Source organism: Phocaeicola dorei, assembly GCF_013009555.1.
GTDB classification, from domain to species: Bacteria; Bacteroidota; Bacteroidia; order Bacteroidales; family Bacteroidaceae; genus Phocaeicola; species Phocaeicola dorei.
The window spans coordinates 1,492,851-1,508,745 of record NZ_CP046176.1 but is presented as its reverse complement, the minus strand read 5'-3'; the positions used below and the strand labels follow the sequence as shown (position 1 = coordinate 1,508,745).

At 42.6% G+C, this 15,895-nt stretch carries 18 protein-coding genes; 6 read left to right on the top strand and 12 right to left on the bottom strand.

The annotated features are described in order from the left end of the window. Positions 1 to 13: 13 nt before the first annotated feature. A complete protein-coding gene (locus tag GKD17_RS06110; RefSeq protein ID WP_007837537.1) occupies positions 14 to 481 on the bottom strand; it encodes a hypothetical protein in 468 nt (155 codons plus the stop codon). Between the two features lie 185 nt (positions 482 to 666). Between GKD17_RS06110 and GKD17_RS06105 the strand changes: the two genes are divergently transcribed. The 6 genes from GKD17_RS06105 to GKD17_RS06080 all read left to right on the top strand — a co-directional run bounded on the left by GKD17_RS06105 (position 667) and on the right by GKD17_RS06080 (position 5,076). Next, positions 667 to 1,236, top strand: coding sequence for a BT4734/BF3469 family protein (locus GKD17_RS06105; protein ID WP_007837535.1), 570 nt, complete (start codon positions 667 to 669; stop codon positions 1,234 to 1,236). Between the two features lie 3 nt (positions 1,237 to 1,239). Then, positions 1,240 to 3,183 carry a DUF3987 domain-containing protein gene (locus GKD17_RS06100; RefSeq protein ID WP_007837533.1) on the top strand — a complete coding sequence of 648 codons (1,944 nt, stop codon included), beginning with the start codon at positions 1,240 to 1,242 and terminating at the stop codon, positions 3,181 to 3,183. Between the two features lie 17 nt (positions 3,184 to 3,200). Then, on the top strand, positions 3,201 to 3,425 hold the full coding sequence (locus GKD17_RS06095) for a DUF4248 domain-containing protein (RefSeq protein ID WP_007837531.1): 225 nt from the start codon (positions 3,201 to 3,203) through the stop codon (positions 3,423 to 3,425). Positions 3,426 to 3,707: 282 nt separating this feature from the next. Beyond that, positions 3,708 to 4,247: an HU family DNA-binding protein gene (locus GKD17_RS06090; RefSeq protein ID WP_007842533.1), complete on the top strand. Its 540-nt coding sequence runs from the start codon at positions 3,708 to 3,710 to the stop codon at positions 4,245 to 4,247. Positions 4,248 to 4,398: 151 nt separating this feature from the next. Next, on the top strand, positions 4,399 to 4,521 hold the full coding sequence (locus GKD17_RS06085; RefSeq protein WP_007837526.1) for a smalltalk protein: 123 nt from the start codon (positions 4,399 to 4,401) through the stop codon (positions 4,519 to 4,521). Positions 4,522 to 4,557: 36 nt separating this feature from the next. Next, on the top strand, positions 4,558 to 5,076 hold the full coding sequence (locus GKD17_RS06080) for an N-acetylmuramoyl-L-alanine amidase (protein WP_007837524.1): 519 nt from the start codon (positions 4,558 to 4,560) through the stop codon (positions 5,074 to 5,076). A gap of 468 nt (positions 5,077 to 5,544) precedes the next feature. Here the strand turns inward: GKD17_RS06080 and GKD17_RS06075 are convergent, their stop codons facing one another. Genes GKD17_RS06075 through GKD17_RS06025 form a run of 11 tightly spaced genes read right to left on the bottom strand, consistent with a single transcriptional unit; the run spans position 5,545 to position 15,811 of the window. After that, positions 5,545 to 7,020: an undecaprenyl-phosphate glucose phosphotransferase gene (locus GKD17_RS06075; protein ID WP_007837520.1), complete on the bottom strand. Its 1,476-nt coding sequence runs from the start codon at positions 7,018 to 7,020 to the stop codon at positions 5,545 to 5,547. After that, positions 7,020 to 8,096 (bottom strand): dTDP-glucose 4,6-dehydratase, encoded by a 1,077-nt coding sequence (rfbB, locus tag GKD17_RS06070; RefSeq protein ID WP_007837519.1) that lies wholly within the window; start codon positions 8,094 to 8,096, stop codon positions 7,020 to 7,022. Before rfbB ends, GKD17_RS06075 begins: the two co-directional genes overlap by 1 nt. Before the next feature lie 24 nt (positions 8,097 to 8,120). Beyond that, complete coding sequence (gene rfbD / locus GKD17_RS06065) at positions 8,121 to 8,981, bottom strand: dTDP-4-dehydrorhamnose reductase (RefSeq protein ID WP_032936674.1); 861 nt, start codon at positions 8,979 to 8,981, stop codon at positions 8,121 to 8,123. Then, entirely contained in the window at positions 8,981 to 9,553 is a 573-nt protein-coding gene (rfbC, locus tag GKD17_RS06060) for a dTDP-4-dehydrorhamnose 3,5-epimerase (protein WP_007837512.1), read from the bottom strand. The genes rfbD and rfbC overlap by 1 nt, the downstream gene beginning before the upstream one ends. Positions 9,554 to 9,556: 3 nt before the next feature. Further along, positions 9,557 to 10,462, bottom strand: coding sequence for a glucose-1-phosphate thymidylyltransferase RfbA (gene rfbA, locus GKD17_RS06055; RefSeq protein ID WP_007837511.1), 906 nt, complete (start codon positions 10,460 to 10,462; stop codon positions 9,557 to 9,559). 21 nt (positions 10,463 to 10,483) lie between these two features. Further along, entirely contained in the window at positions 10,484 to 11,293 is an 810-nt protein-coding gene (locus GKD17_RS06050; RefSeq protein WP_007837510.1) for a YjbH domain-containing protein, read from the bottom strand. Between the two features lie 27 nt (positions 11,294 to 11,320). After that, entirely contained in the window at positions 11,321 to 11,542 is a 222-nt protein-coding gene (locus GKD17_RS06045) for a hypothetical protein (protein ID WP_005840528.1), read from the bottom strand. Between the two features lie 42 nt (positions 11,543 to 11,584). After that, the gene (locus tag GKD17_RS06040; RefSeq protein WP_007837508.1) at positions 11,585 to 12,715 is read right to left on the bottom strand and encodes a DUF1972 domain-containing protein; all 1,131 of its coding nucleotides are present in this window, start codon (positions 12,713 to 12,715) and stop codon (positions 11,585 to 11,587) included. A gap of 3 nt (positions 12,716 to 12,718) precedes the next feature. Further along, positions 12,719 to 13,768, bottom strand: a complete 1,050-nt coding sequence (locus tag GKD17_RS06035) for a glycoside hydrolase family 99-like domain-containing protein (protein WP_007837507.1) — start codon at positions 13,766 to 13,768, stop codon at positions 12,719 to 12,721. Beyond that, entirely contained in the window at positions 13,765 to 14,673 is a 909-nt protein-coding gene (locus GKD17_RS06030) for a glycosyltransferase (protein ID WP_050764902.1), read from the bottom strand. Before GKD17_RS06030 ends, GKD17_RS06035 begins: the two co-directional genes overlap by 4 nt. 13 nt (positions 14,674 to 14,686) lie before the next feature. Further along, complete coding sequence (locus tag GKD17_RS06025) at positions 14,687 to 15,811, bottom strand: polysaccharide pyruvyl transferase family protein (protein ID WP_032936494.1); 1,125 nt, start codon at positions 15,809 to 15,811, stop codon at positions 14,687 to 14,689. Between the last annotated feature and the right edge of the window lie 84 nt (positions 15,812 to 15,895).

Sequence of the window (15,895 nt, the reverse complement as noted above, 5' to 3'; positions counted from 1 at the left end):
ATAATCGAAAAAATTATTTACTAGCCAGCATATTATTAATCTGCGCCCGTATATTGGCTATCGTACCGCCCGACACGAGTCGTTTGGCAAAAGGTAGCAACGACTTGATGAAAGCCGCTTTCACCACCGTGTGTTTGTCTACATTCCTACAGTTCTCATCGGCCAGCATCTTTCCTACCACCACCGCCAGTTCGCGTGCCGTGGTACACTCTCCCAAAAGTATCTTGTAAGCCCTCATCACCTTTATATCGGGTATATAGACCGATACGTAAAATTCATCATCCGACAGTTCCGCCGGTTCCTGTGCCGGCTTCTCATCCGCCACACTTTCTGTATTCTCCGTTTTCTCAGAATCTTCCGGTTGGTCGGCGGCCTCATCACCCCGGTCGCCATAAAAGTTCTGAATGGCGGAAGATGCCACAGGAGCAATCAGATTATTTCCGCCATAAATATTTATCATCATATCAGGTTTTTCATTCATATACTATTTCTTTTCTCTATTCTTTAATTATTATCAACAGATCGTTAATCAAAATCCATATTTCATCAATATATAATCAATAGCATGCACCAATAGTAAACAGATAGTAAACGGTTATGAATCGATTTCCATACGTCATTCCCTACCCGTATATTTGTGCAGATAAATCAAAATCAATTTCTTTTATGAAAGAATACATCATGTCATTTTTCAATGCACCCGTCACCAATAAAATACCCACATGTATATGCAGTGTGGCAGGGCTTCATACCTACATCAGCACCAATCCGCAACTGGAAGAACTGACGCATAAAGTCAGAGCCGGACTCGGAGACAAGCAAGCGTTCCGAAAGAATAAACAGACCCTTTTACCGTATGTCACTCCGGCAGGTATCTTCTCTTACTGCAAAGAACAATGCATGCAAGTTCCTTCGGGCCTCTTTGTCATAGATATTGACGAACTGGCTTCCACCGAAGAAGCGGCAATGTGGCGCGACCGCCTCTTTGCCGATGAAGTGCTGCACCCCGTACTTTCCTTTGTCAGCCCCGGAAACCAGGGAGTAAAACTGTTTATCCCTTACCGCATAAACCCTTTCCTGAGCGTGGAAGAATCCTTCGACAATGCCCTGCACACCGCATGGGAGTATCTGGAATGGAAATACGAGCTGAAAGTGGACAGGGCCAATGCCGACTTGTCCAGAGCCTGTTTTCTGTCGCACGACGGAGAAGCGAAAATCAATAACCATAAATATTAAAAAATGAACGATTCTATTTCTATCTTGGAACAGCTGGTAACAGCCATCGAACAAGCGGGAGTCAATGTGGCCCCCACCTATCAGGAATATATGCCGCTGGCCTTTGCCATAGCCAACAGTTGCGGAGAAGAAGGACGCACCCGGTTCCACCGCATCTGCCGCATATCCGAAAAGTACCACCACGATGAAGCAGACAAACTGTACGGACATGCCCTGACCAAAGGAACAGGCAGAAATTCCCTGGGAACCGTCTTCCATCTGGCAGAGGTGGCCGGGGTGAAAATGGACCCGAAACTTGCAAACTTGCAGAACTTGCAGTCTCTCCACACCCACACACGTGCACGCGTATCCTATAATGCCCATCCGGATGCCTCCGACGGGACTCCGCCCGACGCTGTTTTCACGGACACAGCCTCCCCCCTGTCCGACGGCGTGCCCAAAGCCATCCTCCCTGCCCGACTTCCCTCTTTCCCCGACTACCGCTGGCCCGCCTTCCTGCAAGGGATCATAGACTGCGGTAACTCTCCCGCCCAACGGGATATCCTGCTGCTGGGTGCAGCAACCGTGCTGGGAAGCACCCTCAACAAACTGGTAAGTTTTGTGTACGGACGAAAACACAAGTATCCCTGTCTGCAAGTGTTCGTCACCGCGCCTCCCGCTTCCGGCAAGGGTGCACTGACCTGGGTACGCCGTCTGGCAGAACCCATACACAACGCGCTGCTGGACACCTACCGGGAAAAAATAAAGACCTACCGCATGGAAAAGACAAAATGGGACACTTTGGGGAAGGAAAAGGTAAATACCCCTGAACCCGAACAGCCCCAGCTGAAAATGCTCCTCATAGCCGGTGACAATACCGGTACAGGCATACAGGAAAACCTGATGGACTCCGGAGGCGTAGGACTGATATGCGAAACCGAGGCCGACACCGTGAGCACCGCCATTGGAGGCGACCACGGACACTGGAGCGACCTCCTCCGGAAATGTTTCGACCATGACCGGCTGGCCTACAACCGGCGCACCAATCACGAATACCGCGAATGTAACGTCACGTTCCTCTGCGTGCTTCTCAGCGGCACGCCTGCACAAATCAAGCCCCTTATCCCATCGGCCGAAAACGGATTGTTCTCGCGCCAGCTGTTCTACTATATGCCTGCCATTGAAGAATGGGAAGACCAGTTCAACGAAGCGGATACAGACTATGACTCCCGTTTTCTGGAATGGGGGGCACAATGGAAAGAAGTGCTGGACGCCATCACCGCCTCGGTGAGCAACATCAACATGAAGCTCACCCACGAGCAAAAAGAGATATTCAACTTCCACTTTGCCCGTGTATTCGGACGAGCCTCCGCCATTCACGGTAACCAGATGAAAAGCGCTGTAACCCGTATTGCCATCAATATCTTCCGCATCATAAGCATTATCGCCCTGCTGCGCTCTCTGGAATCCCTGCTGCCGGGAGGCGAAAGGAGCGGCGAACCACAGGAAAACATCGTGCGTACCCTGCTGAACTGTCCCGGACTGACCCCGTCGGCCCATATTCCACAAGAAAACATAGCAGACGGAATCGTGCCGCAATTCAACCTCTCCATCCGCACCGACGACTTTTATGCCGTGCTGGCCTTGGTGGAACCTCTGTACCGCCATGCATGCCACATTCTCTCGCTCCTGCCCGCAGGAACCCCCAGCGCACCATCGGCGAACATGACTCCCGAAACCCTGTTCGACTGCCTTCCCCTGCGCTTCACCCGCAACGAAGCCATCGACAAAGGAGAACAGGTAGGAGTTCCGGCAGGCTCGGTGGACTCGCTGCTGAAACGTATGACCGAACGCGGACAGCTGGTCAAAGTGGGGCGTGGCGAATACGAATTCAACGCGCGCATGCACACACGTACGTGTGTGGGTGTGAGAGAGAGTGCAAGTTCTGCAAGTTTGCAAGATTCCTGAATTTAAAATGTATAAATATGAAAGATTTCCTTTATTTCCCATCCATGACAAAGGGTAGCCTGGCTCTGCTCTATTTTCCCGGTTCAAATCCCCGGATAGCCACCCGGCATCTGATGAGGTGGATAAACGGCTGTCCCCCTCTGATGGAAGAGTTATCCGCAACGGGTTACTATACCTCGCAAAAAGTCTTCACGAGCCGCCAGGTGACACTGATCAACCGGCATCTGGGCAGCCCCGGATAGCCCTGCAAGCTCTTTGGAACAGGATGAAAGCCATAAAGTGCCACAAGGTGTCATAAAGCGTCAGCACGCATTTCACAGTACCTATCTTTGCAATGTCAACAATGAGGGAGCCGATACGTTACTAACCTTCGGCCTAGCATGTTACTAACATGTAACCCCATACGTTACTAACCTTCAGCCTTACACGTTACCTACGTGCAATCCGCAAGAAAAGTAAAGTATTCTCCTTCTTCACTGACGAAATTCATTTTTTATTTTTCATCTCTTAAAACCCTATTTATCATGATTAACTACAGCACCTGCATGCGTGGTAACCCCACCGACAAAGACGCGGCCAAGAAGGCGTATGCCAACGCCCAGTACTCACAAGTAATGACACTGGACAAGTTCTGTTACCACATTGCCAGCCACGGATGTGTATATTCGCGTGCCGATATCCAGGCCATCCTTATTCTTGCCGTGGACTGCCTGCGCGAGCAGTTGTTGAACGGACAGCAGATACAGATGGGCGATCTGGGCGTATTTTCGAACAGTATCCGAAGCCTCGGCGCCCATTCGATGGCAGAGTTCACTGTGGACAACATCACCGAGGTGAACGTACTGTGGGCTCCGGGCGTCCGTTTCAACAACCTGCGCCAAGATGCCGAATTCCAACTGGTTCCCACACGCAAGGCAGCCGCCGAAGTAGTGAAGGCATTGAAGGCCGGAAAGACTACGGTAGACCTGACAGGCAATTCTTCTGCCGCCGGCATTGCCGCTGACGATGCTGACGCCTCCCGCATTCCAGCCGCTTCCGGTGAACCGGCAGACGAGAATAGCTGACCGGCTTGTTCCGCTCCACAGAGATAGCATGATGTGATTATGGAACACGGGCGACACGGATTCTTCTTTCACTCCCCCGTGTCCGTCCGCCAGTTCCGTAACCTCCTTTTGTTCCATTCGCATTTTAAACTGACAAAAAACAGATATTTCCATGAATAAATCCAACCACGAATCCAAGAAAATCACCTGGACACAAATTCTCCGGGCAGTTATCCAGGCAGCCATCGCGGCACTCACCGCTTTGGGCATTACCAGTTGCGCATCCCTCATCTAAAGAACAAACACAACATTTTCCAAATCTCAATTTATTATGATACAAGAAACATTCCCAATGATAATCGGTGAGGAAGAAATGAAGAACGAACGCCAACTCCTCACCGTAGAGGACGGAGCGCTGATGCAAGGACGCGAATCAGTGCGATACCTCATCCTCCACTGTAGCGCCACACGTTGTGACAAAGACTATACTGCCGAGCAATTACTTCGTGACCATAAGACCCGTGGTTTCCGGACTGTAGGTTACCACTTCTATATCCGTCGCGACGGCACCATCACCCAGCACCGCAAACTGCTGGAAGTGGGGGCACACTGCCGTCCCTGGAACCGTTGCAGCATCGGCATCTGCTACGAGGGCGGTCTGGATGCAGACGGACATCCGGCAGACACCCGGACCGCAGAGCAGACAGAACAGCTTATCTTGTTGCTGATGCGTCTGGCAAAGCTCTTTCCCGGTGCCCGGATAAGGGGACATAGGGATATGAGCGGAAGCATCCCGAAGGCTTGTCCGTGTTTTGACGCGGAAGGGGTGTTCGGATATTTGGAAAGGTAATTTCTTTTCCCAAGGTTTCCTTTTGCCAGTGTTCGTTTCTGCTCTCAAGTAGAGAGTGATACTACTGGCAGAGGGAAGTTCTTTACTAAGATCATCCGGTCGGTACCGACACACCGAAACAGACTATCATATAGATAAAAATTCTTTAGGAGTAAATATAGTAATATCAGAAAATAAAAAATCCTTCCTGTTACGGGTTATTATATAATCTGCGTTTATTTTTAAAGCTGAATAAATCCTAATCGGATAATCTTCTTTATTATTAAAACTCCGGGAACAAGCGCTCTCGTTCCCGGAGCTCCCCCTGCACTTTTCACAAAGGACAAGGGTTCTGATCTAACATTAGTGCCGGCTATGTTCCATTTCCGGCCGGCAGACGGAAATAACAGGCTGCAAAAACAAAGTTTTTTAACTGCTAAATTACTAAGGACCCTCATCGAGAAGGATCGTTAAGAACAGCCCGTTTTACTAATAGGCATTCTTCTCGCCACGGAAGACATTCGCCACCGTCCTGTACATGATGTAAAGGTCCAGACCGAAGCTCCAGTGCTCCAAATACCAGATATCACCACGGATACGGCCCTCCATGTCTTTTAGTTCCTTCGTTTCCCCACGGAAACCCGTAACCTGGCTCCACCCCGTTATACCCGGTTTCACAAAATGCCGCACCATATATTTATTGATCAACCTTGAATATTCCTGCGTATGGAGAAGCATGTGAGGACGAGGCCCCACGATACTCATATCTCCTAACAGCACATTGATAAACTGGGGCAGCTCATCTATATTCGTCTTACGCATTATATTGCCCCAGCGCGTCTTGCGGGGATCATGCTCTGTGGCCTGTATCCTGTCGGCATCTGCATTTACTTTCATACTGCGGAACTTGTAACAATAAAACTCCCTGCCGTTCAGCCCGTTCCGTTTCTGGCGGAAGAACAGCGGGCCGGGCATGGTCAATCCGGTCACTATCGCCACCACAATCAGAATAACCGGAAAAAGCGTACAAAGGAACACCGATGAGACTACTATGTCAAAGGTTCTTTTCAGCAGGCGGTTCCCCGGCCAACTTAAGGGATCGGGGCGAAGGCCCAGGTAAGGGACGTTCCCCATGATGTTGAACGACATACGGTGGTGGAGATAATTGCGCACATTGGGCACACTGAAGAAATGTACCAGATGGTTCTCGCAGTAATCAATCAGAGAAACAATGACCTCTCTGTCTTTTGAGGGCAGGCAGCAGAACAGGTAATGTACATAATCATGTTTCTCCAGATATTCCTGTACCTGCGCCGGCTGGCCCAAATACGGACATTCTACCGGAAAAGCAGGATTCGCCTGACCGTCAAAATAGCCCACGACCGAATAACCTGTATCTTCACTGCCCGACATCTCATGGTAGATTTCCAAGTTGTTGTCCGTACTTCCTACCAGTACCACAAAACGCGTATGTTTCTTGCTCATACGGTAAAGCCTGACGAGAAGACGAAGAGTGAAACGGAACGAAACAAGACACAGAAACAGGAGAAAAAGGTACTCCAGCATGAACAGGGAGGCTATATCCGCATAGTTTCCTACAGAAAGGACCAGACCGCCCAGGAGGACAAACAGGAACATATTCTCGAGCACACGTTTCCATATCTGAAGGGAATGCACTTTCCTCCGGTGAAGCACTACTCCTGAATGGATGGCGCAAAGGGCGTAACATAACATTAGTGTAAGCATGACTTGCAGAACGGTGGTTCCACCAACCTGCAGGCTATCCCACTGCATCTCATTGGACAGCTTGCTGAAAAGCAGGAATAGCAGACCGCAAAGAAAGGTCTCGGTGACAATCACAAAGGTCTCGATCAAGTGGTTGTAGGATGCTAATTTGTCTTTCATAGTGGTATGGGGGGTAAGTTTAAAGATGTATGCCGTATTATCCCCAACTGGGATTCTCATTATCTGTTCTTATACATCGACTCATAATATTTTTCATATTCGCCACTGGTAATATGATCCATCCATTCCTGATTGTCCAAATACCAACGGACCGTTCTCTCTATTCCTTCTTCAAATTGCAAACTAGGCTCCCATCCTAATTCGTGCTTCAGTTTATTGCTGTCAATCGCATAGCGGAGATCATGACCTTTGCGGTCGGTCACATAAGTTATCAGACACTCTGAAGTGCCTTCCGGATTTCCCAACAAACGATCCACGGTTTTGATTATTACTTTTATCAAATCTATATTCTTCCATTCATTGAAACCACCGATATTATATGTATCCGCTGTTCTGCCCTGATGAAAAATAAGATCAATAGCACGGGCATGATCCACAACATACAACCAGTCGCGTACGTTCTCTCCCCTACCATATACCGGCAATGGTTTTCCATGACGTATATTGTTGATAAAAAGCGGAATCAATTTTTCCGGAAACTGATAAGGACCATAATTGTTAGAACAGTTTGTTACAACGGTAGGCATACCATATGTGTCATGAAAAGCACGAACAAAGTGATCACTACTTGCCTTACTTGCAGAATACGGACTATGAGGCTGATATTTGGTTTCCTCCGTGAAGAAAGTCCCGTCAAATTCCAATGCCCCATATACTTCATCGGTAGAAATATGATAAAAACGTTTCCCCTCATACTTTTCCGGCAGGGATTCCCAATACAACTTGGCTGCCTGAAGCAAAGCCAATGTACCCATCACATTGGTTTGTGCAAAAGTAAACGGATCTTTGATACTTCTGTCCACATGACTCTCGGCGGCAAGATGGATAATACCATCCACTTGATATCGCACCAATAATTCCTGAACGGTTCCAAAATCACAAATATCCGCCTTTACAAAAATATAGTTCGGTTTGTCCTCTATATCCTTCAAATTGGCCAGATTACCGGCATAAGTCAGTTTATCCAAGTTTATAATGCGGTATTCCGGATACTTGTTTACAAAAAGACGTACCACATGGCTGCCGATAAAACCGGCACCACCGGTAATGATTATATTGCGTTTAAATGAATCCATAATTTAAAATATTGTTTTAATTAGTTATTGTTGAGTTTCCAATTCTAGCATACATTTCTTTAGAGAATCTTTCCAATAAGGGATAGTGATACCAAAAGTTTCCTTCACTTTTGTTTTATCCAGCACCGAAAAATGAGGACGTTCCACCTTACTGGGGAACTCATCGCTGTGACAAGGCTGTATGTCACAATTATTTCCGCTCAATTCACAAATTTCCTTCGCAAAATCATACCAAGAACATACCCCTTCATTGCTGAAATGATAGACACCTTGACGATCCAGCAAGTTCTCTTCGATTATGTTATAGATCAAAGCAGCCAAATCTCCGGCATAAGTAGGAGTGCCTACTTGATCAAAAACCACTTTCAGTGAATCTTTTGTTGAAGTCAATTGCCGCATGGTTTTCACGAAGTTCTTACCGAAAGGCGAGTAAAGCCAAGCTGTGCGGAAAATAAGATATTTACATCCTGCTTTTACCAAAGACTGTTCGCCCGCCAGTTTGGTTTTTCCATAGACACCCAACGGATCAGTTTCCCAAGACTCACGGCAAGGAATGTTTTTATCCCCTTGGAACACATAGTCTGTAGATACATGAATAAGCGTGGCACCTGTTTCTGCGGCAGCAACAGCCAAATTCTCCACAGCTTTGTTATTCAGCAAATCGGCCATAGCAAAATCATCTTCCGCCCTGTCTACATTCGTATAAGCAGCACAATTTACAATCACATCTATCTGCTCCTTTTTCAACATATTACAGACAGCTGTCGCATCTGTGATATCCAGTTCATTTACATCTGTAAAGAGATAACGATTCCGGCTGTCTAACGACACCCTGCGCATCTCATTGCCAAGTTGACCATTGGCACCTGTAACAAGTATATTCATCATTCATATAGATTAATAGTGTAGTCAAACGGAGAGTCATAGTCTTTCAACAAAGGATGTTTCAAATCCTTCTCACTTAAAATGGCCTCGGCAACGGGTATTTTCCAATCAATACCCAGACTTTCATCGCGCAGCTGAATGCCACCATCAGCTTGCGGTGCATAGAAGTTATCGCACTTATATTGAAAAACCGCTATTTCACTCAATACGGCAAAACCATGGGCAAATCCACGGGGGATAAAGAATTGGAGATGGTTCTCCTCCGTCAATTCCACCGCAACATGCTGCCCGTATGTAGGACTTCCCTTGCGGATGTCTACCGCCACATCAAGTACGGCACCTTTTACACAACGCACCAGCTTGCTCTGCGTATAAGGCATTTGCTGAAAATGCAACCCACGCATCACGCCATACGATGACATACTCTCATTATCCTGTACAAAATTGACAGGCATCACCTTTTCATTAAACTCCCGTTGAGAAAAAGATTCAAAGAAATAGCCTCTTTCATCTTTAAAGATGCGCGGTTCAATGACCACCACACCTTCTATTCCTGTTTTTATAACCTCCATATCTTAATCTAGATTTTCTTTGCCTGTACGTTCCACTTCATCAATCACTTTGAGCAGATACTGACCGTATTGGTTTTTCAGCATCGGTTTGGCAAGGTCACGCATCTTATCTGCCGTTATCCAGCCCTTGCGATAAGCAATTCCTTCCAGACAAGCCACTTTCAAACCCTGACGTTTTTCAATGACTTCTATATAAGTCGAAGCTTCTGCCAATGAATCATGCGTCCCCGTATCCAGCCAGGCAAAACCGCGTCCCAACGTCTGTACTTTCAGTTCACGATCTTCTAGAAAACGCTGGTTCACTGTCGTTATTTCCAGTTCGCCACGTGCGGAAGGTTTGATGTTCTTGGCCACTTCCACTACTTTGTTGGGATAAAAATAGAGGCCCACCACTGCATAATTTGATTTGGGCTGTTCCGGTTTTTCTTCGATGCTCAGGCAGTTACCTTCCGCATCAAATTCTGCCACACCATAACGTTCCGGATCGTTCACCCAGTAACCGAATACAGTGGCTTTTTGTTCTTCTTCCGCCATACGCACGGCTTCACGAAGAAGAGAACTGAAACCGTTACCATGGAAGATATTGTCGCCTAATACCAAACATGCAGAATCATTACCAATGAATTTCTCTCCGATAATAAAGGCTTGTGCAAGACCATCGGGAGAAGGTTGTTCGGCATACTCGAACTTCACACCATAGTCTGATCCATCGCCCAAAAGACGCTTAAAGCCGGGCAGATCATAGGGAGTGGATATAATCAGAATCTCACGGATGCCTGCCAGCATCAAGACTGAAATGGGGTAGTAAATCATCGGTTTGTCAAAGATGGGGAGAAGCTGCTTGCTTACTCCCTTGGTGATGGGGTACAGACGGGTACCGCTACCACCGGCGAGAACAATTCCTTTCATACGAATAAGTTATAGTGTTTGTTATTTTAAATGTACTTTAAATATCACTCCGCCTGACAAATGCTTACATTCTGTCATTTCTACCACAGCATTAATATAATCTTTCCAAAAACTATATTTTAACCCACAGTTTATGGTACGACTGTCGTATTCAGCCATTACATTAAGATTGTTTAATGCCTTCACAAAGAAATTTGTACCCGATAGATAAAAATGAAAATTTACTCCAACAGCCGGACCGTTTAAATGATAGTCTTTCCGTTTATTGTATAAATAAGCAACATGAATGCCTAGCTCTCCCCTATTTTTGAAATAAAAATGCTTAGTACCAGCTATATAATATCGGTTCCAATGTCCATTACCCATCTCTCCTACTCCACCAATGCCATAATCATCTTTATCAGAATTTCCTAATATATCATTGGTACTTGGATCATTCGCGCCCAATACAATCTGAGGAGTCCATTCTTTCCACCACCCTTCCTTCCATATACGCAACCGCCCTGAAAACTGTCGGTCCTGGTTACAATATTTCCCCCAAACGGAAGGTGGGAAATAAGTACTACCGTGTTCTGCCTTATGCAAGGTACAAGTATATCCGATTTCGAGCCAAGGAAAAATGGTGATATTAATGTAGTAATTAAACGTATGATAATTCCAATGGGCAGGAGTAGCAGCCACATCCAAATAAGAAGCTCCGAACAGGAATGTCTTATCCCGTTGCATATCGGCAGTAGGCATGTGCAGAAGTCCGGTGGTTCCATACACATACTGAGAAAAACCTTCCTGCCATATCATACACAGCAGAAAAACAAATAAAATTTTCTTCATTAAAACAAAAGGCAGGAAAAACAACAATCAACCTTGTTCCTTTTCAAATTTATCACGATAAAAATTATAGTTTAAAGAACGGTATCCGGAGAACAGTCTTTTTAAATAATATTGATTGGCAAAATGTACACTTGTCAAACAACGCAACAATCTATAAGGCAAATTGCTTTTGCCTTCATCCAACAACACCATTAGGATGAATGCCGTTTCCTCTTGTGCGGAAAGTTGTCTATACTCTTTTTTTGCCAAAACCTAATTATTCATGATGATATCATGAACAAAGGTAGCAATTTATTGTTTCTGAGAAAGTAACCAATAAAAATATTTTTCGTGTTTATCTATCAAACTTTCCCATGAGTATTCGTTCCGAATTTCTTGCAAATTGTTTTCAATAAACTTATTACGACAAGATTCATTTAATTCATAGATAGAATTCAGTAGTTTAGTTACGGCTTGAGAAGAAGCATAATAGTGTGCGTTATCTTTCAAAACCGCCCTGTTAAAGATATTATCATGTGCCAATATATAACAACTTGACGCCATTGCCTCCAGCAAAGAAGGATTCGTACCACCCACACTATGTCCATGAAAATAAGCAAACGAATAGTATCTGACTGAATTCAACTTTTTAAAATCATAAATCCCCCCTACAAAACGAATACCTGGTTGGCCTGTATACTTTCCTACCAAATACTTGCCATGAGGAGTATTCGTTTTTCCAACTATAATAAATTCCTTTTTGTCCGTTTCGCCAGATGCTAAAAAGCCTTGTATAGCCATTTCAATATTATTTTCAGGTTCCAAGCGTGCCACTAATAAATAATATTTGCGTGGTTGCAAACCAAACTCAGCCAATAATGATATGTCATAATCCTCATGGATATCTGCTCCATAAGCCAAGAACTTACTTTCTTTATTATACTTCTCTTTATAATAATCATGAATTCCCATGTTATCGGCAATCAAATAATGACTATGTTTCACGGTAGTACGTTCTTCCCAAAAAATGAATTTCTGTACCCATTTGTTGAATTTAGTACGCTTATATTCCAAGCCATCCATATTAGTCGTAAATATGGGATATTTGATCTTCTTCACATTGAACCAAATATAAGCAGGTACAATACTTGTATAGCCGGCTTCGTAAATGATATCGAAATGCTCTTTTTTCAATGCATCTTTCAATGACGCAAAATCATAAAAGAAACTCCCTACCGAACTGCCCATCCAAGTTTTGGGACTATAGATGTGCTTTATACGTACTCCTTTATAAGTGTCTTTTTTATAAGGATGGAAATGAGGTGAATATACCACAACCTCATGCCCACGTGCAGCCAACCCCACTGAAATATATTCGGCAAACTGTTCAAAACCTCCATAGTTATTTGGGATACCACGGGTGCTGATAAATGCTATTTTCATAATCTAACGAATTACTTCTTTAATCATTTTTAAATACTTTCCTTTCGGGTCTCCTACAGTAGGTGCTATATATCCGCCCTCGCCATATTCATTCCATGCATATATCAATATCATTTTAGGTTTACAACTTCTTTCATTCACAAATTGCACCGCATTTTTAAGATGTTGTTTAAAGAGTTGAGGTGTCCTGTTCACATAATAAAGAGATTTTTCTTGTTTCTCCCATGGCCTCTGATCCCATCCTGCCATTACCAATGGAATAATATTGTACTCTTTAGGATAAGTGTACCAACTTACTTCCGCATTCTTCGCTAAGATCTCATACTCTTTTCTATAAGCATATCCCGGCTCATGTTCACGAATATTATACCATGAATTTGCACTGTATTTCTTACTTTTATCATTACAGGATATTGAAAACAGTCCTGCGTAATTTTTAGCTTTTAAATAGTCATTCATTTTGGTAAGCGATGGAGCAGCTGCTTTGGCATTAAAGAATGCTACCACAGGCTTATTTTCAACTTTAAGATATTGACTATCTTGAAAATATATTTCCGCCATATAATCCATTGCTTTCAACCAATTATCCTCCCCTTCTATCCGAGCTCCCTGGTGATTGGCTATTAATAAAGCGAATTTCATTTTATGCTTATTGCGAGCTTTCATAAAGAGCTTTAAACTAGTATGCGATGCATGATTTTCTATACTTTTAATATCCATCTCCCCCTTATCTTTTTTCCAATACCAGCAAAACAGGAAAAAAGTAATGCCATTTTGGGAAGCAATATCTATTTGACGTTCCATTATAGCTAAATCATCATTTCTCCACCCCCAAATTGGTTGACGTTCGTTATAATCATTATATAGTTTCTCTGTCAGATGAGTAGGGGCTTCTTGTGCCCATAGTTCTTGAGAATTATTTTTTCCGGACCAACCATCAAAATAGTAGGCACCAATCATAGGAATAGTATTGTCTTGTGTCCAACCGTTCTGCGGACATACTATAAATTCTAATACTATAAGAAAAAACAGACAGAATATCTTAGCTTTCATCTTTTATTTTTTAATTTTCGACAGAACAATCTAAAAGGAACACCTAAAACAGAAATTAAAACAAGCCAATAAGCATAAGAAGGATAATATTTCTTCAAGTTGTTTCTAAAGCCCGTATCATCAAATGTTTCTATTCGAATAATATATTTATTAAAAAGTAAAGACGGAAGAAACTGTACCATAATTCCAAATAATATGTGTTTTTTACATTTCGTTGAAATATGCCCTTTCTTACAACATTCATCCAGCAACGAAGGATACTCAATTGTAAATGCCTCAAATTTATTATGTCCCCCTCGTTTAGGTATTCTTTGTACATCAAATAATAGGTTATCATTTATACAAAATAATTTTGCCTGATGCTGAGTAAGAAACAAGGAAGTGTGAGGAAACAATTTATTTAACTTCAGATTTTTGTCTATTTTATCAAATTCTGATTTCCATATATTAAACCCATTACTCCATGAAGACCAATATGAGAGGTTGTACATAAAATCATTAAAATTAGAATAGGTTTGACTTTTACGACTTCCCAATAATCCATTTGTATAAAAAATTAAAGTCTTATTTTCTATATTATTCTTTATCTCGGAAATAATTTTACTTAAACTCCCTTTTCTAAATAAAGTTTGGCTGTTATGCAGTTTAAAAAATTCTCCTTGTGCATAAGTCAACACATAGTAAGAATTCATGAATCCTTCGCAATTGGTATAAAAATATCTCAGATTAGGATACTTAAATTCTTCTGTCAACACTTTAATTGCCTGATTAGAATCATTATCTGATATAATAACTTCATACTTTTCTAATGGAACATCAGCATTATCTATAAAAATACTTTTCAAAGTTTTCCTAACGTATTCCACTCGTCCATAACAAGGAATACAGATTGATAAAAGAGTCATACAAACGATCTTTTTAGTTAGTTTTCAAGACAGAATCCAAGAATTGCTTAGAATAGTTTTTCTCTTCCTCTATTAATAAATTCACCTTATTAAAGTCATAATTTAAATGAAGTTTTTCTATATCAATATTTTCTGTAATAAAGCGATCCTTTAAATCTACAGAACGCAGCAGGCTCTCCATTCTTGAATTTAAACTAATACCTTTTAGCCCAAATACATAAAAAGGTTTATTAAAATAAACAGCAAAAGCAGTTCCATGAAACGAATTAGACAAGAACATACTACAATTATAAATTAAGGAAAGAAAATCCTGTGGTCCTACCTTAGTAAAATTCTTATCCGCATATAATCGAGGCAATGCGTCATTAATAGAATAAATCTTCCAACCTTTTTTCCTTTTAAAATATAAAGCGACACGCTTCATCAAATCACTTCCCTCAAAGTCATAAATTAAGATATAATCCTTTTCTGATCCTTTATGCATAAATGTTTCCCAATAATTTCTATCAAGAAGAAAGACCGGATCTAATACTTTTACTCCATTTTTAATATCTAACGACTTCAGGATATCCACTCCTTGATATTCTCTTACTGAAATACGATTCATTTTAGCTAACATTCCTTTTACAAATTCTTTATCTGCATCAGAAATGTATTCTACAGAAAAACTAGCAGCATACGACACGCGTTTTGTTTGTGATAAAGCAAAATCAATGTAATAACTGGGATCTTTACCATTAGGAAATAAAGGATTCCATATTTGGTCACTTCCGGCTATAATGATATCAGCACAAGGAGGATTCATCTTTAATTCTTCAAAAGTGTAATAGGTCTTATCGGTCAACTTCAAATAATTCTTTGTGAATTCGTCAAAACATTTTTTGCGTCCTAGCGAAAATCTTAAATAAGACCATTTAGCTATACGAAACATCCACCTTGTTACAAAGAAACTATTAAGCTTATCAAACTTTTTACTTGTAAATGATTTCCAATCATATTTTTTATATAAATAGCCGGGACGATAATCAATAATCTCCACCTCATGGCCCAATTCTTCCAGATAATGCTGTAAAGCATAGGCTTGCAATGATGCACCGAAATTATATACATCATGACAAGTGATAATACAAATTTTCATAGTATACTGTTTTTCCCAAATTATATCCAGAAATATCACTTTGTATTTATTTATCAATAAATATCTACCTATACAAAGCAAAGC